At 37.5% G+C, this 22,439-nt stretch carries 23 protein-coding genes and 1 riboswitch; of the genes, 18 read left to right on the forward strand and 5 right to left on the reverse strand.

All coding sequences use genetic code 11. From position 1 onward, the window contains the following. Positions 1-3: 3 nt before the first annotated feature. The gene (locus tag C7N65_RS07145; protein WP_105993790.1) at positions 4-579 is read right to left on the reverse strand and encodes an ECF transporter S component; all 576 of its coding nucleotides are present in this window, start codon (positions 577-579) and stop codon (positions 4-6) included. A 104-nt stretch (positions 580-683) separates the two neighbouring features. Continuing rightward, a riboswitch (TPP riboswitch) is annotated at positions 684-785 on the reverse strand. A 237-nt stretch (positions 786-1,022) separates the two neighbouring features. Between C7N65_RS07145 and auxA the strand changes: the two genes are divergently transcribed. From auxA to ptsP, 5 genes are all read left to right on the forward strand, one after another. Beyond that, entirely contained in the window at positions 1,023-2,318 is a 1,296-nt protein-coding gene (gene auxA, locus C7N65_RS07150) for a lipoteichoic acid stability factor AuxA (RefSeq protein WP_105993791.1), read from the forward strand. A gap of 132 nt (positions 2,319-2,450) precedes the next feature. Continuing rightward, positions 2,451-3,653 (forward strand): class I SAM-dependent rRNA methyltransferase, encoded by a 1,203-nt coding sequence (locus C7N65_RS07155; RefSeq protein WP_105993792.1) that lies wholly within the window; start codon positions 2,451-2,453, stop codon positions 3,651-3,653. A 3-nt stretch (positions 3,654-3,656) separates the two neighbouring features. Then, positions 3,657-4,208, forward strand: a complete 552-nt coding sequence (locus tag C7N65_RS07160; protein WP_105993793.1) for a DUF697 domain-containing protein — start codon at positions 3,657-3,659, stop codon at positions 4,206-4,208. A 157-nt stretch (positions 4,209-4,365) separates the two neighbouring features. Then, positions 4,366-4,632 carry a phosphocarrier protein HPr gene (locus tag C7N65_RS07165; RefSeq protein ID WP_105993794.1) on the forward strand — a complete coding sequence of 89 codons (267 nt, stop codon included), beginning with the start codon at positions 4,366-4,368 and terminating at the stop codon, positions 4,630-4,632. A gap of 1 nt (position 4,633) precedes the next feature. Beyond that, positions 4,634-6,355, forward strand: coding sequence for a phosphoenolpyruvate--protein phosphotransferase (ptsP, locus tag C7N65_RS07170; RefSeq protein ID WP_105993795.1), 1,722 nt, complete (start codon positions 4,634-4,636; stop codon positions 6,353-6,355). A 299-nt stretch (positions 6,356-6,654) separates the two neighbouring features. Here ptsP and C7N65_RS07175 read toward each other — a convergent pair whose 3' ends face one another. Further along, positions 6,655-6,891 carry a glutaredoxin family protein gene (locus C7N65_RS07175; protein ID WP_105993796.1) on the reverse strand — a complete coding sequence of 79 codons (237 nt, stop codon included), beginning with the start codon at positions 6,889-6,891 and terminating at the stop codon, positions 6,655-6,657. A gap of 166 nt (positions 6,892-7,057) precedes the next feature. On the opposite strand from C7N65_RS07175, the gene C7N65_RS07180 reads away from it, so the two are divergent. The 3 genes from C7N65_RS07180 (at position 7,058) to C7N65_RS07190 (ending at position 10,201) form a co-directional block, all read left to right on the forward strand. Then, positions 7,058-8,413 carry a cytochrome ubiquinol oxidase subunit I gene (locus C7N65_RS07180; RefSeq protein ID WP_105993797.1) on the forward strand — a complete coding sequence of 452 codons (1,356 nt, stop codon included), beginning with the start codon at positions 7,058-7,060 and terminating at the stop codon, positions 8,411-8,413. Then, positions 8,410-9,447, forward strand: a complete 1,038-nt coding sequence (locus tag C7N65_RS07185) for a cytochrome d ubiquinol oxidase subunit II (RefSeq protein WP_105993798.1) — start codon at positions 8,410-8,412, stop codon at positions 9,445-9,447. Before C7N65_RS07180 ends, C7N65_RS07185 begins: the two co-directional genes overlap by 4 nt. 94 nt (positions 9,448-9,541) lie before the next feature. Continuing rightward, on the forward strand, positions 9,542-10,201 hold the full coding sequence (locus tag C7N65_RS07190; protein ID WP_105993799.1) for a potassium channel family protein: 660 nt from the start codon (positions 9,542-9,544) through the stop codon (positions 10,199-10,201). A gap of 104 nt (positions 10,202-10,305) precedes the next feature. Here C7N65_RS07190 and rnjA read toward each other — a convergent pair whose 3' ends face one another. Both rnjA and C7N65_RS07200 read right to left on the reverse strand, forming a co-directional pair. Further along, entirely contained in the window at positions 10,306-12,222 is a 1,917-nt protein-coding gene (gene rnjA, locus C7N65_RS07195; RefSeq protein WP_105993800.1) for a ribonuclease J1, read from the reverse strand. Continuing rightward, positions 12,222-12,437, reverse strand: a complete 216-nt coding sequence (locus tag C7N65_RS07200; protein WP_105993801.1) for a DNA-dependent RNA polymerase subunit epsilon — start codon at positions 12,435-12,437, stop codon at positions 12,222-12,224. Before C7N65_RS07200 ends, rnjA begins: the two co-directional genes overlap by 1 nt. A 376-nt stretch (positions 12,438-12,813) precedes the next feature. Here C7N65_RS07200 and C7N65_RS07205 point away from each other — a divergent pair, with 376 nt between their 5' ends. Together C7N65_RS07205 and C7N65_RS07210 are read left to right on the forward strand one after the other, a co-directional pair. Continuing rightward, on the forward strand, positions 12,814-13,086 hold the full coding sequence (locus C7N65_RS07205) for a hypothetical protein (protein WP_105993802.1): 273 nt from the start codon (positions 12,814-12,816) through the stop codon (positions 13,084-13,086). A gap of 18 nt (positions 13,087-13,104) precedes the next feature. Then, positions 13,105-13,554, forward strand: a complete 450-nt coding sequence (locus C7N65_RS07210; RefSeq protein WP_105993803.1) for a DUF1801 domain-containing protein — start codon at positions 13,105-13,107, stop codon at positions 13,552-13,554. 54 nt (positions 13,555-13,608) lie between these two features. Here C7N65_RS07210 and def read toward each other — a convergent pair whose 3' ends face one another. Then, positions 13,609-14,169: a peptide deformylase gene (def, locus tag C7N65_RS07215; RefSeq protein ID WP_105993804.1), complete on the reverse strand. Its 561-nt coding sequence runs from the start codon at positions 14,167-14,169 to the stop codon at positions 13,609-13,611. Between the two features lie 124 nt (positions 14,170-14,293). Between def and C7N65_RS07220 the strand changes: the two genes are divergently transcribed. The 8 genes from C7N65_RS07220 to C7N65_RS07255 all read left to right on the forward strand — a co-directional run bounded on the left by C7N65_RS07220 (position 14,294) and on the right by C7N65_RS07255 (position 22,437). Continuing rightward, positions 14,294-14,926 (forward strand): YkyA family protein, encoded by a 633-nt coding sequence (locus tag C7N65_RS07220; RefSeq protein ID WP_105993805.1) that lies wholly within the window; start codon positions 14,294-14,296, stop codon positions 14,924-14,926. A 169-nt stretch (positions 14,927-15,095) separates the two neighbouring features. Further along, positions 15,096-16,208, forward strand: a complete 1,113-nt coding sequence (pdhA, locus tag C7N65_RS07225; protein ID WP_105993806.1) for a pyruvate dehydrogenase (acetyl-transferring) E1 component subunit alpha — start codon at positions 15,096-15,098, stop codon at positions 16,206-16,208. A gap of 3 nt (positions 16,209-16,211) precedes the next feature. Beyond that, positions 16,212-17,189 carry an alpha-ketoacid dehydrogenase subunit beta gene (locus C7N65_RS07230; RefSeq protein ID WP_105993807.1) on the forward strand — a complete coding sequence of 326 codons (978 nt, stop codon included), beginning with the start codon at positions 16,212-16,214 and terminating at the stop codon, positions 17,187-17,189. 351 nt (positions 17,190-17,540) lie between these two features. Further along, the gene (locus C7N65_RS07235; RefSeq protein ID WP_105993808.1) at positions 17,541-18,869 is read left to right on the forward strand and encodes a dihydrolipoamide acetyltransferase family protein; all 1,329 of its coding nucleotides are present in this window, start codon (positions 17,541-17,543) and stop codon (positions 18,867-18,869) included. Positions 18,870-18,872: 3 nt separating this feature from the next. Further along, positions 18,873-20,279 (forward strand): dihydrolipoyl dehydrogenase, encoded by a 1,407-nt coding sequence (gene lpdA / locus C7N65_RS07240; protein ID WP_105993809.1) that lies wholly within the window; start codon positions 18,873-18,875, stop codon positions 20,277-20,279. A gap of 127 nt (positions 20,280-20,406) precedes the next feature. Continuing rightward, a complete protein-coding gene (locus C7N65_RS07245; RefSeq protein WP_105993810.1) occupies positions 20,407-20,682 on the forward strand; it encodes a UPF0223 family protein in 276 nt (91 codons plus the stop codon). Between the two features lie 123 nt (positions 20,683-20,805). Next, the gene (locus C7N65_RS07250) at positions 20,806-21,345 is read left to right on the forward strand and encodes a helix-turn-helix domain-containing protein (RefSeq protein WP_105993811.1); all 540 of its coding nucleotides are present in this window, start codon (positions 20,806-20,808) and stop codon (positions 21,343-21,345) included. A gap of 12 nt (positions 21,346-21,357) precedes the next feature. Then, a complete protein-coding gene (locus tag C7N65_RS07255; RefSeq protein ID WP_105993812.1) occupies positions 21,358-22,437 on the forward strand; it encodes an ABC transporter ATP-binding protein in 1,080 nt (359 codons plus the stop codon). Positions 22,438-22,439: the final 2 nt, after the last annotated feature.

The following is a 22,439-nucleotide window of genomic DNA, read 5'->3' on the forward strand; positions in this document are numbered from 1 at the left end:
TCCTTACAAATTGTCGTAATCTTTTTTAGAAGCAGGGCGGAAGAGTTTGGTAACTCCGGTCTGATCCAGTGCTTTGACAAGGTAGTATGGGAAAATCCCTGCTAATACAATACCGCTGATACAACGGAAGAACACATATAAGAATAAGTTCCATCCTGCAACTTCACCAAGATAACCATAGTAGAAGTCGATTGGGAAAGTAACAAGTGCAGCTGCTAAACCAGCAATGACTGCCACCATTAATTTGCGTGATTTATAACGGAAAATCGCAAAAATAATTTCACATGCTAAACCTTGAAGCAAGCCGTAAATAATTGTTGCAATATCAAAGCGTCCCATGACGATTGTTTCACCAGCACCCGCAGCAAATTCAGCGAGTAAAGCGACGCCTGCTTTAGGAATGATCAGGTAAGCAACAACAGCTGCGGCAAACCACATACCATAAGATAATTCTTCTAAGTGCAATCCAGTCACTTGCATTGCTTTGTATACAAGGTTCCAAATGTTGTAAATGATAGCAAAGATGACTGCGATTAACACAGTAACTAAGATATCTGAAAGTTTAAGCCCTTTTGACATAATGAATCAATTCCTCCTATAAAAATAAAAAACACGCAAACTTGTCTAGCAAGCAGCGTGAAATAGGCATCGGAACAAACCGGTACCACCCTCAATCGACAACCGGTTCACCTTCCGCACTTTCCTACGCTAGTCCAAGCTAGATCAGGTTCGAAGGGTTTGAAGCATGTGCTTCATCTCAGTTCGAAACACCCCTAGTGCATTTATTCATTTGATTTATAATAAATGTATGCTTTTTAGTACTAGATGTCAAGGTCATTTTGCGATTCATCCTTATAAGAACGGGTATTGAATAAAGATGACAAAAGATTAAATTTGTGTAAAAACAAAAGTAAAGGATTGAGTGTGCTGACCAATTCTAATATACTACCATAGAATGATTTACTATAATTTTTAAAGACACAACACGTCTGTTCATATATAATAACTATGAGGTGAAAAACATGTCGTATATAAAGAAGCACGCTGAGATCATTTTTAGTTTGATTATTGGCATTGTTTCACTTTTAATTGGCATCATTGTACTGCTCAATTTATCATTCATCCATAAACTTGCTAAGGGGAGCAAGGTTGACTTACATATTAATAATGTGTGGGATTTCATCAATGCATTCTTTATTGAAATTATCCGGATTATGAGTCAATTTATCGGCCATTTCCCAATCATCAGCGCCATCTTAATCATCTTATTCGGCGTTGCATTGCTTTGGATCGGCTATTTGTTATTTTTCACGACAAAATATGATTATGATATTTCAATTTTCTTCCTTATAATAGGAATCTTTTTCTTCCTCATCACAATTGTCTTTATGACACAAGTCTACGGTTTCTTCGCAGTTATCTTTATTATCCCGTTCATTGTGCATATCGGCTATATTGTTTATAAGGACGAACTTAACAGCGACCATCAGAAGGAACATTATTTATGGATCATCTGTACGTATGGTATCAGTTATTTAATATCTCAGATTTCGTTATACGGAAGAATAGAGAGTCATGAAATTGCATTGATTGATATTCTAAGTGTCAATGCGTTCTTCTTAGTGATGTGGTGTTTAGGCCAAATGTCGATTTGGAACTTCTTATTCCTAAGACGCTCATTGCCTTTAACTAAAGCAGAACTTGGAGAAGAGATGGAATACTCTAGAACTGATAAAAATGGTGCAATCAGCCAAACGAAAGAACAATTGCGTGAAATTCAAGAACGTACCCAAGAATTCACACACCGTACACGCAGAAGCATTGACTTAGAGAAAATCAGAACAAAAAGAGATAAAATTAAAAAGACAATTAAAGATAAAATTGATTTGCAAGAAGACGATATTCCGAATTGGATGCGTCGTCCGAAATGGATCAAACCAGGTATTGTAGAGTTGATTTGCGGAACGATTCTGTTCTTATTCACATTATTAGAATTGAACAACCGTAATGGATTGTTTATGTCAGGCGACTGGGAATTGTCACAGACATCTTATGTTATTGAATGGGTGACTTTATTCCTATTGCTGCTTGTCATCATCGCTTATATTATTACAACATTGACGCATTTCTTACGCGGCAAACTGTACTATGCACAACTCTTCATGGTAAGTATTTTGTTCTTCAAATTACTTACTGAATTCGTAAATATCATGATTCATGGCTTATTATTATCAATTTTTATCACACCGATTTTATTTATAATGCTTGTTGCGGTAACCATTGCATTTATTATGCAATTAAGAACACCGGACCATTAACAACGAGCTGAAGTCGAGAAATCAAATGAAGATTTCTCGGCTTTTTTTATTTTTTTAGTCGTTCTGTTTAGAAAGGGACTGTATTATAAGTTAAGATGAAAGTAACTACACATAGAAGGCGGAATAATAATTATGAAGACAGCAATTTTAAATAAAGGAAAAGAACAAAAATATTTGAACCAGTATCCTTTAGTAGATGAAGAAGACATTTTTGAACATAGTCATTTAAAAGACGGGGATATTTTTCATATCATTACTGATGATGGCCGTTATATTGCGACAGCTTACGTGGGTCGCCAGCATAAAGGTCTTGGCTGGGTATTAAGTTATGATGCGGAAGAAGCAATCGATACTTCATTCTTTGAAGGTATGTTTGAAGCGGCTTTAGATTACAGACAATATTATTTTGATATCGATGGTACAAATGCGTTTCGACTATTCAACGCTGAAGGAGACGGTGTAGGCGGTTTGACGATTGATTATTATGATCGTCACTTGTTGATTCAATGGTATTCAAAAGGTATTTATAAGTTCAGATATAATGTACTGGAAGCAATCAAAGCTGTGTTTCCGTATACATCTATTTTCGAAAAGACACGCTTTAAAGATAGTGATGTAAAAAGCGGCTTTGTGACAGGTGAAGCACCTGAATTCCCGATTGTCATCGAAGAGAACTTTACATTTTATAATGTTGATTTAGATGATGGACCTATGACAGGTATTTTCTTAGACCAAAAAGAAGTCAGAAAGAAATTAAGAGATGTTTATGCACCTGAGCGCAGCGTATTAAACTTATTCAGTTATACAGGCGCATTCTCAGTCATTGCGGCACAAACAGCGTTAGAAACAACGAGTGTCGATTTAGCTAACCGCTCAAGAAGTTTGACGGAAGAGAATTTTGGGGTAAATGGTATAGACCCGAAAACACAATATATTTATGTGATGGATACGTTTGACTTTTATCACTATGCGGCAAGACACGGCAAACTTTATGACACAATTGTGATTGATCCGCCAAGTTTTGCACGCAATAAAAAGAAAGTGTTCACTGTGCAAAAAGACTATCACAAATTAATCGAAGAGGCATTGCCTATACTCAGCGATGGCGGCACTTTAATTTTAAGTACTAACTCAAGTGCACTGACTTCAAAAGCGTTTAAAAACATGATTAAAAAGACGCTGAACGAGCAAAATGTTGATTTTGAGATTGAAGAAGCTATGGGACTTCCAAAAGATTTCAAAACACATCCGCATTTCAAGCCATCCAAATATTTAAAAGTCGTCTTCGTTCGGGTATCACATAAAGAGGAAGAAGTAATAATAGAGGAGGATTAAAATATGGGGATAAAAGATAAATTTGTTAAAGGCACGACTGATAAAATCGGTCATAAAGTCTTTAAAATCGACCCTGTTTCAAAAAAAGGGAGATTACCTGTTAATGAAAAAGACTTGCAGGAAAGACGCGAACGCGCTGAAGAACTTGTAAGAAAGAAATCATTATTATCATCTACAGCAAGTATCGTTCCGATTCCAGGTTTAGGTTTCGGTGTCGACTTGAAGCTGATGAAAGATATTATTGAAGATATCAATAAAATTTACGGTGTAGATCATAAACAAGTGAATCGTATGAGTGATGACTTGAAAGAACGTGTGTTAGCTGCGGCATCTATCCAAGGCAGTCAATTTATCGGCAGAACAATTTCTAAAGGTATCTTGAAAATAATTGTCAGAGATGTTGCGAAAAGAACAGCAGCAAAACAGACGAAATGGTTCCCATTTGTTGGGCAAGCGATTTCAGCTTCAATCAGTTATTACTTTATGAAGAAAATGGGCGAAGATCACATTCAAAAATGTGAAAACGTTACCAAAAAGTTATTAGAGAATCAGTAAGCAAAATAATTGTGCATATTTTCACAAAAACACTAAAATCATGTCTCTGCAAGGGTTAAACAAATTGAATTTAGAGGCATATTTTGGTAATGTTAAGGTGTAATAATGTTCAGGTGAGCTTATCACCAATTAATGGATGCGAAGGAGAAAGATTATTATGGAACAACAATCATACACTATCATTGACGAAACAGGTATTCATGCTCGTCCAGCTACAATGCTTGTACAAACAGCTTCAAAATTTGATTCAGATATTCAATTAGAATATAACGGCAAAAAAGTCAACTTAAAATCAATTATGGGTGTTATGAGCCTAGGCGTAGGTAAAGATGCTGACATCACTATCTATGCTGACGGAAGCGACGAAGCTGATGCAATTCAAGCTATCACTGACGTTTTATCAAAAGAAGGCTTAACTAAATAATATGGCTAAAACAATTAAAGGGATTGCAGCATCTGACGGTGTTGCAATCGCAAAAGCCTATTTATTAGTAGAACCTGACTTAACGTTTGATAATGAAACGATCACTGATACAGAGGCTGAAGTTGCTAAATTTAACGGCGCACTTAACACATCAAAAGTTGAATTGACTAAAATCAGAAACAATGCTGAACAACAATTAGGCGCAGATAAAGCTGCGATCTTCGATGCACATTTATTAGTACTTGAAGATCCAGAGCTTATCCAACCTATTGAAGACAAAATCAAAAATGAAAATGTTAATGCGGCACAAGCATTAACAGATGTTTCAAATCAATTTATCACAATATTTGAATCAATGGACAATGAATACATGGCAGAACGTGCAGCAGATATCCGCGACGTATCTAAACGTGTATTAGCACATATTTTAGGTGTGGATTTACCAAATCCAAGTATCATTGATGAAAGTGTTGTCATTATCGGGAATGACTTAACACCTTCAGATACTGCACAACTTAACAAACAATATGTGCAAGGATTCGTAACTAACATTGGAGGCAGAACATCTCACTCTGCCATCATGAGTCGTTCATTAGAAATTCCAGCAGTAGTAGGTACTAAATCTATTACAGAAGAAGTGGAAGCAGGCGACATCATTATCGTAGATGGTATGACAGGTGATGTTATTATCAATCCAAGCGAAGATGTAGTGGCAGAGTACCAAGAAAAACGCGACAACTTCTTCAAAGACAAAAAAGAATTACAAAAATTACGTGATGCTGAATCTGTAACAGAAGACGGCCATCATGTAGAATTAGCTGCCAACATCGGAACACCTAACGATTTACCAGGTGTAATCGAAAATGGTGCAGAAGGTATTGGGTTATATCGTACTGAGTTCCTATATATGGGACGCGATCAAATGCCGACTGAAGACGAACAATTCGAAGCATACAAAGCTGTGCTTGAAGCAATGGAAGGCAAACGTGTTGTTGTTCGTACTTTAGATATTGGTGGAGATAAAGAACTTCCTTATCTTGACTTGCCTGAAGAAATGAACCCATTCTTAGGTTACCGTGCTATTCGTTTGTGCTTAGCACAACCTGAAATTTTCCGTCCGCAATTACGTGCGTTATTACGTGCTTCTGTTTACGGAAAATTAAACATTATGTTCCCAATGGTTGCGACAATTCAAGAATTCCGCGATGCAAAAGCATTGCTTGAAGAAGAACGTCAAAACCTTAAAAATGAAGGCGTTGAAGTGTCAGATGATATCGAATTAGGTATCATGGTAGAAATTCCATCTACAGCAGCACTTGCAGATGTCTTCGCTAAAGAAGTAGACTTCTTCAGTATCGGAACAAATGACTTAATTCAATATACAATGGCTGCTGACCGTATGTCAGAACGCGTTTCATACTTATACCAACCATACAACCCAGCAATTTTACGTTTAATTCAACGTGTAATTGAAGCATCACATGCTGAGGGCAAATGGACTGGTATGTGCGGTGAAATGGCCGGAGACCAAACTGCAATTCCTTTATTATTAGGTCTTGGTTTAGATGAGTTCTCAATGAGTGCAACATCTATTCTTAAAGCACGTCGTTTAATCAGAGAATTAAGCGAAGGACAAATGAAAGAACTAGCAGCAAAAGCAGTCAACTGTGCAACATCTGACGAAGTTGTAGCACTTGTTAATGAATATACACAAAATGCTTAATTAATAAAATAAAACCGTGAATGATGCGTGCCATTTTCACGGTTTTTTTGTATGTTCATTTAGTTGAGTATTCCAATCAATATACATAGTTTTTAATATTTGTTAGAAATAAACTTAGGTATTACGAAATTGTGACGAAAGTTTAAATAATTATTTGATATTATTGAATTCTTGATTAGAATGATTGTAAACTAGCACAATAAAGCGTAACATTATGGGTACTGTGCCTATGTACGCTTGCTTTTGTTTAAAAGTCTTAATTTAATGGTAGATATTAATAGTGTGCATTCAAATTCACTTTAATTTCCTTCAATTTTCAGCAATTCATTAATTTTATCCAAGTCGACTTGATACATAGGTATATCGTCAATCAAGATAAAAGGTGTTGAAAAAGCATCATAATCTATCATTTCATTGCGGTATTCTGTATTAGAGATATTTTTCTCTGTATACGCAACTTGATGCTGATCGAAATATTGTTTAATGAATTGGCAAGGCGGACATTCGTTTTGAGTATAAACTACGACATTTGTCATTAATCATCTTTCCTTTCAATAAATTGATGACTTAACTTTATTAAAGTGAAATATAAAAATCAAGCTTACTGCATGAATCTGAATGTACAAAAAAGTGTAAAATGCTGTCTTTAAAGCATTGCGGGCATTGTACAGTAACCAAATATAAAGAGAACAGGGTGATATCATGGAAGCAGTAGAATTAAGCAGATTTCTAACCGGTATGACCTTAGCTGTGCATATTATTTTTGCGACAATAGGGGTAGGCATGCCGCTTATGTTTGCGATTGCGGAGTTTCTTGGAATTAAGAGAAATGATGCAAAATATATTACATTAGCTAAAAGGTGGGCCAAAGGTTATGCGGTTACCGTAGCTGTCGGTGTTGTGACAGGTACCATTATTGAAATTCAATTGTCATTACTTTGGCCGGAATTTATGAGAGTTGCAGGACACGTGATAGCCTTGCCGTTATTTATGGAAGTCTTTGCATTCTTCTTTGAAGCGATTTTCTTAAGTATTTACTTCTATACATGGGAACGTTTCAAAAACAAATGGACGCATTTGATTATGAGTATTCCAGTTGTGCTGGGCGGTACATTATCTGCCTTCTTCATCACTTCTGTTAACTCATTTATGAATACGCCGGATGGATTTAAAATGTCTAATGGCAAAATGCTTTATGTAGATCCCGTCTCAGCAATGTTCAACGGCTCTTTCGGAGTTCGAGCATTCCACGTGATTACAACTGCAATTATGACAATGGCCTTTATCTTAGCTGCGATTGCGGCATTTAAGTTATTAAAAGGCAAATTTGAAAAAGATAAAGCTTATCATAAAAAGGCTTTGAAACTGACGATGACAGTCGGCTTAATCTTTACTTTAGGTTCAATGTTGGCAGGGGACTTGTCAGCGAAGTTCTTGCATAACGAACAACCTGAAAAATTAGCCGCATATGAGTGGCATTTTGAAGATGAGAGAAACGCGGATTTGGTACTCTTTGGTGTGCTGGATGAAAAGACACAAGAAGTCAAAGGTGCCATTAAACTGCCTGGCTTACTAAGCTTCTTATCAGACAATAATGTCAAAACAGAAGTTAAAGGGTTGAACAGTTTCCCTAAAGATGAACAACCCCCTTTAATCGTTCACTATTTCTTTGATTTAATGGTGGTCGGCGGTATCTTCTGTTTAGTTGTTTCAGGTGTTTATATACTGACACGGGTTGTTAAAAAATGGCGCAATTTCTCAACACATAAAAGCTTATTATACGCTATCTTGCTTACAGGACCTGCCGCAATGTTATCTATTGAATTCGGTTGGTTCTTAACAGAGATGGGTCGTCAGCCGTGGATTATAAGAGGCTATATGAGAGTATCTGAAGCCGCAACACGTGCGGGCGGCTTGACGGGTGTAACGATTGCCTTTGGTGTGGTTTACTTTATTATTCTATTCACTGCGACATATGTCTTAATACGTATGTTCAAGAATAACCCGCCGTATAAAGACGTTGAAAAATTAGAAGAGAGCCGAGGTGAAGCATCATGAGTATCACAGCGTTTGGTATGATTGTTCTTTATCTATTCCTATTCTTGTATATTATCGTAGGTTCGATTGATTTTGGGGCAGGTATCTTCATTTTACAATCGAAATTAAGAGGCACTGAAAGTACATTAGTTCCGTTGATCGGGCGCTATTTAAACCCGGTTTGGGAAGTTACGAACGTGTTCTTAGTGTTCTTCACAGTGGGAATTGTCGGGTTCTTCCCGGACTTCGCTTATTACTATGGTTCAGTCTTATTAGTGCCTGGTTCTATTGCGTTGATCTTGCTGACGATTCGCGGCAGTTTCTACGCTTTCCAAAACTACGGACCAGATTCGAAATTCTCTTGGCTCGTATTGCATAGTGTTTCTGGTTTATTTATTCCAGCCGCATTAAGTATGGGACTTGTTATTTCTGAAGGCGGTTATATCCATAAGACCAACACAGGTACAGGTGTGGATTTAAACTGGGTAGATTTATTCTTCAGTCCGTTTGCTTGGGCTGTTGTCTTCTTATCCTTAATATCCGTCATGTATATTTCAGCAGGTTTCCTTGCTTACTATGCACGTAAAGCAGAAAATATGAAAGGTTATAATATTATACGCATGTGGTTTATTTTCTGGGGGCCTCCGATGGCTTTAGTTTCTTTATTTACTTTCATCACATTGCGTTCTCAAAACAAACAGCACTTTGACACTATGGTCGGCCAATATTGGTGGCTGTTTGTATTAAGTATTTTATGCTTGTTGGCCGCATGGATTTTATCTATAATGAAAAAATCACCTGGAACAGTATTTATGCTTGTGATTGCACAAATGGGTACAGCCGTAGCAGGTTATGGTATCAGTAAATGGCCGTACATTTTATACCCATATATCAATGGTGAACTGCACAGTGCAAATGATACAATGGCACTTGCTTTAACCATTGCGGCAATTCTTGGTTTACTTTTGCTTGTTCCATCGTTAATATTATTAATGAGATTATTCATCTTCAACAAAGATTATGTTGAAGGTAAAAATGATGAAGGTCATTATTGATATTGAGTCTTAGGTGAGGTGAGGCAGCGTATGCATCTGTAAATGATGCAAAGCGTTCATTGCCTTATCTCACTTTTATTTTGTGGAGGTTGCTATGGAAAAAGAATTCGTTGTTATAGGATTGGGGCGTTTCGGCGGCAGTATTGTCCGTGAATTGAATGCATTAGGCATGGACGTGATGGCGATTGATTTAAGCGAAGCCCGTGTAAATGAATACAGTGAAATTGCGACACATGCAGTGGTTGCTGATACAACAGATGAAGCGGTTATGAAAAGTTTAGGGATCCGCAACTTTGATCAAGTCATTGTTGCGATTGGTGAAAATATCCAAACGAGTACATTAACGACTTTGATTCTAAAAGAATTAGGCGTTAAAAAAGTTATTGCGAAAGCGCAAAATGACTACCATGCTAAGATTTTAAATAAAATCGGTGCTGACTTAGTCGTACACCCAGAACGTGATATGGGTCGTCGTATTGCTCATAATATCGCGAGTGCAAGTGTCTTGGATTACCTTGAACTTGCGGATGAATATTCAATTGTTGAAGCGAAAGCCAACGAACGTATTGCAGGTCAAACGATTGTAGACTTGGATATTCGTGCGAACTTCGGTATCAACATTATTGCGATTAAGCGCGGCAAAGATGTTATTATTTCGCCAGATCCTAATATGAATATCGAATTAGGAGATATCCTGATTATGATTGGTCATGATAATGATTTGAACCGTTTCGAGAAAAAACTCGTCCACTAACTCAATTTAAGAAAGTTTATAAATATAGAAAATATAAGCAAACAAAAAGCACATTCCGCGGAATGTGCTTTTCTTATCTACTAAAGTGCTTAGCTTACACTGTATTAGTCTTGTTTAGCTTGTGATTCTTTTTGGTTTTGTTTTGAAGCCTCTTTTTTGTGATGCGGTTTGCGGCTTCTTGGATTGCGTGATTTATTTGCATTGTTCGTACGGCGTTTGTTTGTCGCATGTTTATGATTATCTTTGCTGCTGCGGTTGTTTTGTTTGTTGTCGCCGTTTGATTTTTTATTCGAACGTTTAGGTCTAGATGATTTTGGTTTTTTCGTTGGTGTTACTTGTTCACCGTTTTCATTTACTTTCATGATAACAGGCAGAATCATTGGTTTACGTGCAGTTTTTTCAAATAAATATGGTTGCAGCGTTTCAATGATAGAAGATTTGATTTGGTGCCATTGAATTTCTTTGTTTTGATTCAATTTCGAAATCACTTCTGTTTTAATCTTGCGCTGTGCATCATAGATTAAATGTCCGGATTCGCGCATGTACACAAAACCGCGAGAAATGATGTCTGGTCCAGAAAGTAATGTGTTGGTATTGAAGTCAATACTTACCACAACAATGACTAAACCTTCTTCAGATAACAACTTACGGTCTCTGATGACAACATTGCCGATATCTCCGATACCGCTGCCGTCTACTAAGACATCACCTGAAGGAATACGTCCGGCTTTACGTGCAGAGTCTCTAGTTAAAGCTAAGACATCGCCATTATCAAAGATAAATACGTTATCTTCATCAACACCGCATTCAATACCTGTTTGCGAATGTGCTTTCAACATACGGTATTCACCATGAATCGGCATGAAGTATTTAGGACGGATTAAGCGCAGCATTAATTGCTGATCGCCTTGTGAACCGTGCCCAGACGTATGAATGTTTGAAATCTTGCTGTGAATAACTTCAGCACCTGCACGATATAAAGCGTTAATAGTACGGTTGATGCTCTTAGTATTGCCTGGGATAGGGGATGAACTGAATACCACTGTATCCTCAGGGATGATTTTAATTTGTTTATGAGTACCATTCGCAATACGTGATAAAGCTGCCATCGGTTCACCTTGAGAACCTGTACATAAAATCAAGAGCTCATGTTTAGGGACTGAGTTGATTTTATTAGGTTCGACAAATGTTTCAGGCGGTGCTTTGATATAGCCGAGTTCCATTCCGATTTTGATGTTGTTTTCCATAGAACGTCCGAAAACAACAATTTTACGGTTGTATTTAATCGCAGCTTCTACTGCTTGTTGTACACGGTAGATGTTCGATGCGAATGTCGCAAAGATAATTCTGCCTGTACATTTGCGGAAGATTTTATCAACGTTTTGACCGACTTCGCGTTCGCTTAATGTAAAGTTAGGCACGAGTGCGTTAGTTGAATCAGATAATAATGCTAATACGCCTTCTTCGCCTAATTTAGCCATTTTAGCGATATTTGCCGGTGTACCTACAGGTGTAAAGTCGAATTTGAAATCGCCTGTATGCACAATTTTGCCTTCTGGTGTACTTACAATCACACCGTATGCTTCAGGAATACTGTGTGTTGTTAAATAAAATGATACATTGAAGTGTTTAGAGTTGATCTCGCTGTCTTCAGTGATTTCATGCAATTCTGCTGTTCTTAATAAATGATGTTCTTCTAATTTATTTCTGATCAGACCAAGTGCTAATGGACCGCCATAAATCGGTACGTTAAGTTCTTTTAATAAGAAGGGCACACCGCCGATATGGTCTTCATGTCCATGTGTAATAAACAGGCCGATGATTTTATCTTTGTTTTGTACAAGATAAGAATAGTCAGGGATGACATAATCGATACCAAGCAGGTTATCATCCGGGAATTTGATTCCGGCATCGATTAAAACGATTTCATCCTTATATTCAACTGCGTACGTATTCTTGCCGACCTCACCGAGACCGCCAAGTGCGTATACACCGACCTCATTGTTTTTGAGTTGTTTCATTATTGAATATGCTCCACTTTATAATCAGGTGATTTTTGTTCATATTCTAAATGTGCGCCCTCTAATTTAGTAATGAACTCAATGTTATAGTTTCTGTTTTTAAGATATTTTCTTACTTCTTCTTCTGAGTTGCCTTCTACGTAAATCGTATGTGTGTTCTCACGTACGATTACTTCTGATTTGTCGTCTTGAAAAAATACTTTGTAAATTGCCATAGTTTATAATTTCCTCCTAAGTTTGTTCAGTTAATCATATTTATAGTAAATTCAAGCCTAGTTCATTATTTGAAGTTGGTACATTTTGTTTAATCTGAAAATAAATACAACATACCAGCTTAACTGCCCAGTATGTTTGCTAGGTTTGTTATGAATGACGTTCTTGTTTGCAATGTATGATAGCTTCCTATATACATTTACAGTTATTATTCATTTTACATGATGTAATTCAATAAATAAAGCGGTTTTACTTCTCATAGCACAAACATCAGTCCTCATTCTCTTGAAAGGAACATAAAAAAGGTTGTGGTAAAATAAAACAAAGAGAAAATGTGATGTTGTGCGAATGAATAACGTTGAAAAGCGGGTGAGGACAATGAGTAATACAAAACGTATTCTTGAAGATGTAAAAAGGGAAAAAGAAAGAAAAGACAAGATTTTAAAAGGGATTGTATTTGAAAAACGCGGAAAAGAAATTCTGATGTTTTTCGAATACCGCCAAGTTGTTGATAATGTTTCTGGCAATCAGCACTTTATCAGACATCATCATGATCCAGAATGGGTAGATGAATCAATGATGCAATCCCTCACAAAAGGATTGGATGAATTAAATGTAAAGTATCAATTGCGAAAAGATGTATTTATTTAAAATTAAAGGAGCGATGGGATGACAGAGATAGAAGCTTACATTGCACAGATTGATGAAAAGCGGCGCCCTGCATTTGTGCAGCTGTTTGATGTGATACAAAAGCATTTGCCAAAAGGATTCCAACCGGTGATGCAATATGGTATGCCGACTTTTGCAGTACCGTTAGAACGCTATCCACAAGGTTATTTAGGCAATCCAGATGTACCGTTGCCTTTTGTGAGTATAGCAGCACAGAAAAATTTTATCGGTTTGTATCATATGGGACTATACGGTGATGAAGATTTAAAAACGTGGTTTATCCATAGATATGAACAAGAAGTACCGACTAAACTGAATATGGGGAAGAGTTGTGTACGGATGTCGAATCCGAAAAATATCCCGTATGACTTGATTGCGGATTTATGCGAAAAAATAACAGTTGAAGATTGGATTCGCTATTATGAAGAAAGAAATAACAAAATCTGTTAAACAGCATGCAAAAAGAGGCCGCATAGTTTATGGGCCTCTTCATTTTGGTTTTGCTTATTCATCAAAAAGACGGATGGCATCTTCGTGAGGTTGAAGCGGGTTTTCTTTATCAATATGATCATAAAACATGATACCGTCTAAATGATCGATTTCATGTTGTACGATAATCGCGATATAGCCTTTAAGACGTAAATTAATATCATTGCCGTCGATATCTTTGGCTTTGACAGTAATTCGGTTATGACGATGCACTAAACCTGGAATATCTTCATCTACGCTTAAGCAGCCTTCGCCAGTAGGAAGGTAAGCTTCTTGAACGCTGTAGCTGACAATTTTAGGATTAATCAGCATTAATTCGTAAGATTTGCCGTTGCCGTCATCTGGCAAGTGTACAGCAAGCATACGTTTTGAAATATTCAATTGCGGTGCAGCAATACCTACACCTGAACGTAGTTTGTATTTGCGTGCGATTTCGTCATCTTGACTGTTGATTAAGAATTCATGCATTTCTAATAATTTATTGCGATCTTCTTCTGATAAAGGAAATTTCACTTCTTCTGCTTTAGCACGAAGTGTTGGATGTCCGTCTCGGATTATATCTTTCATTGTAATCATGTCATACACCGTCCTTATTTTAAAATATAACAAAAAATATCGAGATAGAACAGAAAAGTATTTGCGAAATAGCTTAAAATTAATTAACATCATTATTGAAATCCCCAAGGAGGTATATTGAAGCATGAAAGTTAATAAAACATTAGGTTTAGTGATTGCATCCTCTCTATTATTAGGCGCTTGTACAACAGACAGCCATGACATTAAAGAGTACAACAAGACACTTAAACAAGCAGTTGAAAAAGAAAATACAGCCGTAAAAGTCGGCGAAAAATTGAATAAACTTACTAATGAGAAAAATGATTTAGCTAAGAAGATTAATGGTAAAGATACAAGTAAGGTAGTAGATACATCTAAGAAAATTGTTAAAAATATCGATCAGCGCAAAGATGAGTTCAAAAAAGAAGAACAAGCATTTGATGCATCTGAGAAAAAATTCGAAGAGGCTAAAAAGAAAACAAAAGATCTTCGAAACAAAAAACGAAAAGAAGCAATTGAAAAAACAAATGAAGCCGTTGAGAAAAACTATAAAGCACATGATGATTACGCAAAAGCATATAAAAACAGCTTAGATAAAGAAAAAGATTTATTTGAATACATCGTAAAATCAAACGGACAAGCAAATCAATCACAAATTGATGAGAAAACAAAAGCGATTGACGACTCATACAAAGACGTAAACAAAAAAATCAAAGCCTACAGCAAGACACGTGATGAACGCGGAAAACAAATGGAAGCAGCACAACAGATTAAGTAAACAACAATGGTACAGTTATAGATATTTGACTGGTACAGGTTCTACAACTGTACTTAACACAAGTGATACAGAACTTTTATAATTCGTTTAACAGTTTTAATAATGTATGATATACTAATTTATGGATGAAATGAATTTTCTATTATACGGGAAAGGTATGGTGAATTGAATGGCTCCGAAGTTACAAGCCCAATTCGACGCTGAGCAAGTATTGAAAGATACTGAAGCACAATTTAAGATGGTCCAAGTATTGGACGAAAAAGGTAATGTAGTGAACGAAGACTTAGTACCAGATTTAACTGATGAACAATTAGTTGAGTTGATGGAAAGAATGGTTTGGACACGTGTTCTAGACCAACGTTCAGTTTCTTTAAACAGACAAGGACGTTTAGGTTTCTACGCTCCAACTGCTGGTCAAGAAGCATCACAACTTGCATCTCAATATGCACTTGAAAAAGAAGACTGGATTTTACCAGGTTATCGTGATGTTCCTCAAATTATTTGGCATGGTTTACCATTAACAGAAGCTTTCTTATTCTCAAGAGGGCACTTTAAAGGTAACCAGTTCCCTGAAGGCGTTAACGCATTCAGTCCTCAAATCATCATTGGTGCACAATACATTCAAACTGCCGGTGTTGCATTAGGATTGAAAAAACGCGGTAAAAAAGCAGTAGCAATCACTTACACTGGTGACGGCGGTTCATCACAAGGTGACTTCTACGAAGGTATCAACTTCGCTTCTGCATATAAAGTGCCAGCGATCTTTGTAATTCAAAACAACAACTATGCAATCTCTACACCACGAAGCAAACAAACTGCAGCTTTAACATTAGCTCAAAAAGCAATTGCAGTAGGTATCCCAGGAATTCAAGTAGACGGTATGGATCCATTAGCTGTATATCAAGCTACTAAAGAAGCACGCGACCGTGCTGTTAATGGTGAGGGTCCTACATTAATCGAGACAATGACTTACCGTTATGGTCCGCATACAATGGCTGGGGACGACCCGACACGTTACAGAACTTCAGATGAAGATTCTGATTGGGAGAAAAAAGACCCATTAGTTCGTTTCAGAGCATTCTTAGAAGCTAAAGGCTTATGGAATGAAGAAAAAGAAAACGAAGTAATCGAACGTGCGAAAGACGAAATCAAAACTGCAATTAAAGCAGCTGATAAAGTTGAAAAACAATCTGTTACTGATTTGATGGAAATCATGTACGATGAAATGCCTCAAAACTTAAAAGAACAGTATGAAATTTACAAAGAGAAGGAGTCGAAGTAAGCCATGGCACAAATGACAATGGTACAAGCGATTAACAACGCACTTAAAACTGAACTTCAAAACGACGAAAATGTTTTGCTTTTTGGTGAAGATGTTGGTGTTAACGGTGGCGTATTCCGTGTAACGGAAGGTTTACAAAAAGAATTCGGTGAAGATCGAGTATTCGATACTCCGCTTGCTGAATCAGGAATCGGCGGTTTAGCACTTGGATTAACTGTTGAAGGTTACCGTCCAGTAATGGAAATCCAATTCTTAGGATTCGTATTCGAAGTATTTGACTCTGTTGCAGGTCAAATCGCTCGTACAAGATTCCGTTCAGGTAACACAAAAGAAGCACCAGTTACAATCCGTGCACCATTCGGCGGCGGTGTGCATACACCTGAATTACACGCAGATAACTTAGAAGGTATCTTGGCACAATCTCCAGGATTGACTGTAGTTATCCCATCAAACCCATATGATGCAAAAGGATTATTAATTTCTGCAATCAGAAGCAACGACCCTGTTGTATATTTAGAACACATGAAATTATACCGTTCATTCCGTGAAGAAGTTCCTGAAGAGGAATATGAAATTGAACTTGGCAAAGCAAAAGTTAAACGCGAAGGTAACGACATTACATTAATCGCGTACGGCGCTATGGTTCAAGAAGCATTAAAAGCAGCGGAAGACCTTGAAAAAGACGGTGTATCTGCAGAAGTTATCGACTTACGTACAGTACAACCGATCGACTTTGACACTTTAGTAGCTTCAGTTGAAAAAACAGGCCGTGCAGTGATGGTTCAAGAAGCACAACGCCAAGCTGGTGTAGGTGCGCAAGTAGTTGCTGAACTTTCAGAACGCACAATCCTTTCATTAGAAGCTCCGATTGCTCGTGTAGCAGCAGCTGACACTGTTTATCCGTTCACTGAAGCGGAAAACGTTTGGTTGCCGAACAAAAACGATATCGTTGAAAAAGCTAAAGCGACTTTAAACTTCTAATTGTTTAAAATTGCGCGAACAAGTCGGCATATTCAGACGGGCTTTTGGGTAGATATGAAGTAAGCGTTTTACTACCTAGTAAGCCAGACAGTATTATTTGCTCTTGCTTGGTCATTGAAATAGGCAGGGGCAAATGATTTGTCTACAAGTTAGTATAAATTTTTGAAGATATTATTTCGTTGAAACGAAATCAACTTTTATGTCAAAATATAAACTAGAACAATATATTGATTAGATTTCAGCAAACCTGTCGTCTCTAGGGTTTTAACTCGAATGTAGACATTTTTGTTTCAATCTAGCAGTTTTGTCTTGGTTTATGTGACTTAAAATGACTTTTAGGAGGACAAGAACGTGGCATTTGAATTTAAATTACCCGATATTGGTGAAGGTATCCACGAAGGTGAAATTGTAAAGTGGTTTGTTAAAGCTGGAGACAAAATTGAAGAAGACGATATTCTATGTGAGGTTCAAAACGACAAATCTGTAGTAGAAATCCCTTCTCCAGTTTCAGGAACAATTGAAGAAGTTGTAGTAGACGAAGGTACTGTAGCAGTAGTCGGCGATACAATTATCAAAATCGATTCACCAGATGCAGAAGAAATGTCATTCAAAGGCGGACACAGCCATGAAGGCGATGCTGAAGAAGACAAAGCCGGCGATGCTGGTCAAGAAGAAACTAAAGAACAAGCAGCTTCTGTTTCAGAAGAAGGAACTGACCATGTTGCAGGTTCAGCTTCAACTGAAGAAGTAGATGAAGACAGAAGAGTTAAAGCTATGCCTTCTGTACGTAAATTTGCTCGTGAAAACGATGTAAACATCAAAGCTGTTCAAGGTACTGGCAAAAACGGCCGTATTACTAAAGCTGACGTTGAAGCTTACTTAAGCGGAGATGCTCCAAGTGCTGAACCAACAGAAACAGCATCTGAAGCAGCACCAGCACAAGAAGCTGCATCAGCACCTGTATCAGCTGAAGGCGAATATCCAGAAACACGCGAAAAAATCCCTGCAATGCGTAAAGCAATTGCGAAAGCAATGGTTAACTCTAAACATACTGCGCCTCACGTAACATTGATGGACGAAGTAGAAGTTCAAGCATTATGGGATCACCGTAAGAAATTCAAAGAAATTGCTGCGGAACAAGGTACTAAATTAACATTCTTACCTTACGTTGTTAAAGCATTAGTTTCAGCACTTAAGAAATACCCAGCATTAAACACTGAATTTGATGATGCAAACGGTGAAGTAGTTCATAAACATTACTGGAACATCGGTATTGCTGCTGATACAGACCGCGGTCTATTAGTTCCTGTTGTTAAACATGCTGATCGCAAATCAATGTTCGAAATTTCAGATGAAATTAATGAGCTTGCTGTTAAAGCACGCGATGGTAAATTAACTTCTGACGAAATGAAAGGTGCTTCATGCACAATCAGTAACATCGGTTCTGCAGGCGGTCAATGGTTCACACCTGTAATTAACCACCCTGAAGTGGCTATCTTAGGTATCGGCCGTATCGCTCAAAAACCAATTGTTAAGGATGGAGAAATTGTAGCAGCGCCTGTATTAGCATTATCATTAAGCTTTGACCATAGACAAATTGACGGTGCTACTGGTCAAAACGCAATGAACCACATCAAACGTTTATTAAATAATCCAGAATTATTATTAATGGAGGGGTAAAACATGGTAGTTGGTGATTTTCCAATTGAAACAGATACTATTGTAATCGGAGCAGGTCCTGGGGGTTATGTTGCAGCAATTCGTGCAGCACAAATGGGACAAAAAGTTACAATCGTTGAGAAAGGCGAATTAGGCGGTGTATGTCTTAACGTAGGATGTATCCCATCTAAAGCATTATTACACGTATCACATGTATTCCAAGAATCTAAAAACTCAGAAAATCTTGGTATCATCGCTAAAGATGTTGAACTTAAGTATGAAAAAGTTCAAGAATTCAAAAAGTCTGTTGTTAACAAATTAACAGGCGGCGTTGAAGGTTTATTAAAAGGCCACAAAGTTGAAATTGTTAAAGGTGAAGCTTACTTCCACGACAAAAACAGCTTACGTGTAATGGACGAAAAAAGTGCTCAAACTTACAACTTCAAAAACGCAATCATCGCAACTGGTTCTAGACCGATCGAAATTCCTAATTTCAAATTCGGTGAGCGCGTAATCGACTCAACTGGTGCTTTAAACTTACAAGAAGCGCCTGAGAAATTAGTAGTTGTAGGCGGCGGTTACATTGGTTCTGAATTAGGTACAGCATTTGCGAACTTCGGTACAGAAGTTACAATTTTAGAAGGTGCTAAAGATATCTTAGGCGGCTTCGAAAAACAAATGACGCAACCTGTTAAGAAAAAAATGAAAGAAAAAGGCATGGAAATCGTTACTCAAGCGATGGCTAAATCTGCTGAAGAAACTGAAAACGGCGTTAAAGTTACTTACGAAGCAAAAGGCGAAGAAAAAACAATCGAAGCTGACTACGTATTAGTAACAGTAGGTCGTCGTCCAAACACTGATGAAATGGGTCTTGAAGAACTTGGCCTTAAATTCGGCGAACGCGGCTTATTAGAAGTTGACGAACAAAGCCGTACATCAGCTGACAACATCTACGCTATCGGCGACATCGTTCCTGGTTTACCACTTGCACACAAAGCAAGCTATGAAGGTAAAATTGCTGCTGAAGCAATCTCAGGCGAAAAATCTGCAGTAGACTACATCGGTATGCCTGCAGTATGCTTCACTGAACCAGAATTAGCACAAGTAGGTTACACTGAAGCGCAAGCGAAAGAAGAAGGTTTAGAATACAAAGCTTCTAAATTCCCTTACGCAGCAAACGGCCGTGCTTTATCATTAAACGATACAACTGGATTCGTTAAATTGATTACACTTAAAGAAGATGACACATTAGTAGGTGCACAAGTTGTAGGTGCAGGTGCTTCTGACATCATCTCTGAATTAGGTTTAGCAATTGAATCTGGTATGAATGCTGAAGATATCGCATTAACAGTTCATGCTCACCCAACTTTAGGTGAAATGACTATGGAAGCTGCTGAAAAAGCAATCGGATTACCAATCCACACTATGTAATACAACCCAACATTAGATTAAGCATATAATAGACCGTCGGGCTTAAAGCCCGGCGGTTTTTTTACGTTTCAGGATTTCTTGCATGTTATAATATTTGTGAATTCAATTAGATAGGAGGAACACAGAAATGGAATATCAATACCCTATTGATGTGGATTGGTCTCAAGATGAGATGGTCGATGTCATTCACTTTTTCAATCGTGTTGAAGACTATTATGAAAGAGAAGTTGATCGCGATGACTTTATGAATGCCTATCGCAACTTTAAAAAAGTGATTCCCGGTAAAGCAGATGAAAAGAATATTTTAGATGATTTTGAACAACGCAGCGGTTATAACAGCTATCAAGCAGTCAAAAGAATCAAGAATGACGAGACACGAAAAAAATTTAGTGCCGACGCTTAAATTTATATTGTAAATCACGCGCAGTTCTGTTATTTTTAGTAAGCATTAAACAAAATGTTTACTAATACTAAACAGGACTGTGCTTTTTTTATGCACAAATGAAGACGATTGAGAGGAAGCAGTATGGATATTGGATTGAATTTGCGCAATCTGCGAAAGATAAAACGATTGACGCAAGAAGAATTAGCAGAACGTACGGATTTGTCAAAAGGCTATATTTCCCAAATCGAAAGCGGACAGTCATCACCAAGTATGGAAACTTTTCTGCAGCTGCTGGAAGTGTTAGGTACGACACCAGAACGTTTCTTTAAAGGCGAAGAACAAGAAAAAGTGCTATACCCTAAAGCGGAACAAGCAGTCTATGATGAATATGATGACGGTTATATTTTAAATTGGCCGGTCGCAAGATCGAATGACTTTGAAATGGAACCTTTGATTTTGACTTTGCGTCCGCATACAGCCTATAAGGCATTCAAGCCATCTGACTCTGATACTTTTGTGTACTGTTTAAAAGGTGAACTCACATTAACGTTAGGCGAAACAGTGTATCAAGCTAAAAAAGGAGATGCACTCTACTTTAAAGCGCATGAAAAACACCAGTTGTCTAACACAACCCAATCTGAAGTGAAAGCCATGATAGTGGCGACCGCATCGTATTTATAGGAGGAAAAACGAATGCCGATATTATCTTTATCAGGAGTGAATAAACAATATGATGGACAACCTATATTAAAAAATATTTCGATTGATTTCGAACAAGGAAAATTCTATACATTGCTAGGGCCTTCCGGCTGCGGCAAAACAACGATTTTAAAAATCATCGGCGGTTTTGAACAAGCAGATTCTGGTGAAATCGCTTATGGAGACAAAGTGATAAATAAAATCCCTGCCAATCAGCGTCAAGTCAATACTGTCTTTCAAGACTATGCCTTATTTCCGCATTTAAATGTCTTTGAAAATGTGGCGTTCGGTTTAAAAATCAAGAAAGTCAAATCAGCTCAGATTAAAGAAAAAGTAACTGAAGCATTGAAGCTGGTTAAATTAGAAGGTTACGAACAGCGTACGATAGATGAAATGAGCGGCGGGCAGAAACAACGTGTAGCCATTGCTCGTGCGTTGGTCAACGAACCAAAAATATTATTGTTGGATGAATCACTATCAGCCCTAGATTTAAAGCTACGTACAGAGATGCAGTATGAATTGCGTGCCTTGCAGAAACGTTTGGGTATTACATTTATTTTTGTGACACATGATCAAGAAGAAGCGCTAGCTTTAAGCGACTATATTGCGGTGATTAAAGACGGCAAAATTCAACAGCTGGATACACCGTTAAATATCTATGATGAACCGGTAAATCGATTTGTGGCAGATTTTATCGGCGAATCGAATATTATTGAAGGTACAATGGTGAAGGATCGTGTGGTTAATATCTATGATAAAGAGATAGAGTGTGTGGATATGGGTATTCCTAAAGGACAAAAGATAGAAGTTGTGATTCGTCCGGAAGATATTGCGATTACAGCGCCAAGCGAAGGGCTGTTTGAAGCGGTCGTCGATTCAATGCTCTTTAGAGGTGTGCATTATGAAATCAATTGCCGAGATAAAGAAGGCTATGCATGGATGATTCAATCGACAAAGAAAGCACAAATAGGTGCGACTGTCGGCTTATACTTTGAACCTGATGCAATTCATATTATGGTGCCGGGTGAAACGGAAGCAGAATTCGATAAACGTATTGAAAGCTATGAGGGCTAGCA

Origin of the sequence: Staphylococcus simulans (assembly GCF_002994445.1) — a bacterium.
GTDB lineage: Bacteria > Bacillota > Bacilli > Staphylococcales > Staphylococcaceae > Staphylococcus > Staphylococcus simulans_B.

What these genes read in the sequence shown, in the direction of transcription:
- C7N65_RS07160 (WP_105993793.1), top strand. Translation starts at nt 3,657, where the DNA reads ATGGGGATAAAAGATAAATTTGTTAAAGGCACGACTGATAAAATCGGT.
- C7N65_RS07230 (WP_105993807.1), top strand. Translation starts at nt 16,212, where the DNA reads ATGGCACAAATGACAATGGTACAAGCGATTAACAACGCACTTAAAACT.
- C7N65_RS07185 (WP_105993798.1), top strand. Translation starts at nt 8,410, where the DNA reads ATGAGTATCACAGCGTTTGGTATGATTGTTCTTTATCTATTCCTATTC.
- C7N65_RS07165 (WP_105993794.1), top strand. Translation starts at nt 4,366, where the DNA reads ATGGAACAACAATCATACACTATCATTGACGAAACAGGTATTCATGCT.
- def (WP_105993804.1), bottom strand. Translation starts at nt 14,169, where the DNA reads ATGATTACAATGAAAGATATAATCCGAGACGGACATCCAACACTTCGT.
- pdhA (WP_105993806.1), top strand. Translation starts at nt 15,096, where the DNA reads ATGGCTCCGAAGTTACAAGCCCAATTCGACGCTGAGCAAGTATTGAAA.
- ptsP (WP_105993795.1), top strand. Translation starts at nt 4,634, where the DNA reads ATGGCTAAAACAATTAAAGGGATTGCAGCATCTGACGGTGTTGCAATC.
- C7N65_RS07145 (WP_105993790.1), bottom strand. Translation starts at nt 579, where the DNA reads ATGTCAAAAGGGCTTAAACTTTCAGATATCTTAGTTACTGTGTTAATC.
- C7N65_RS07175 (WP_105993796.1), bottom strand. Translation starts at nt 6,891, where the DNA reads ATGACAAATGTCGTAGTTTATACTCAAAACGAATGTCCGCCTTGCCAA.
- C7N65_RS07200 (WP_105993801.1), bottom strand. Translation starts at nt 12,437, where the DNA reads ATGGCAATTTACAAAGTATTTTTTCAAGACGACAAATCAGAAGTAATC.
- C7N65_RS07190 (WP_105993799.1), top strand. Translation starts at nt 9,542, where the DNA reads ATGGAAAAAGAATTCGTTGTTATAGGATTGGGGCGTTTCGGCGGCAGT.
- C7N65_RS07220 (WP_105993805.1), top strand. Translation starts at nt 14,294, where the DNA reads ATGAAAGTTAATAAAACATTAGGTTTAGTGATTGCATCCTCTCTATTA.
- C7N65_RS07210 (WP_105993803.1), top strand. Translation starts at nt 13,105, where the DNA reads ATGACAGAGATAGAAGCTTACATTGCACAGATTGATGAAAAGCGGCGC.
- rnjA (WP_105993800.1), bottom strand. Translation starts at nt 12,222, where the DNA reads ATGAAACAACTCAAAAACAATGAGGTCGGTGTATACGCACTTGGCGGT.
- C7N65_RS07205 (WP_105993802.1), top strand. Translation starts at nt 12,814, where the DNA reads ATGAGTAATACAAAACGTATTCTTGAAGATGTAAAAAGGGAAAAAGAA.
- lpdA (WP_105993809.1), top strand. Translation starts at nt 18,873, where the DNA reads ATGGTAGTTGGTGATTTTCCAATTGAAACAGATACTATTGTAATCGGA.
- C7N65_RS07255 (WP_105993812.1), top strand. Translation starts at nt 21,358, where the DNA reads ATGCCGATATTATCTTTATCAGGAGTGAATAAACAATATGATGGACAA.
- C7N65_RS07180 (WP_105993797.1), top strand. Translation starts at nt 7,058, where the DNA reads ATGGAAGCAGTAGAATTAAGCAGATTTCTAACCGGTATGACCTTAGCT.
- C7N65_RS07250 (WP_105993811.1), top strand. Translation starts at nt 20,806, where the DNA reads ATGGATATTGGATTGAATTTGCGCAATCTGCGAAAGATAAAACGATTG.
- C7N65_RS07155 (WP_105993792.1), top strand. Translation starts at nt 2,451, where the DNA reads ATGAAGACAGCAATTTTAAATAAAGGAAAAGAACAAAAATATTTGAAC.
- auxA (WP_105993791.1), top strand. Translation starts at nt 1,023, where the DNA reads ATGTCGTATATAAAGAAGCACGCTGAGATCATTTTTAGTTTGATTATT.
- C7N65_RS07245 (WP_105993810.1), top strand. Translation starts at nt 20,407, where the DNA reads ATGGAATATCAATACCCTATTGATGTGGATTGGTCTCAAGATGAGATG.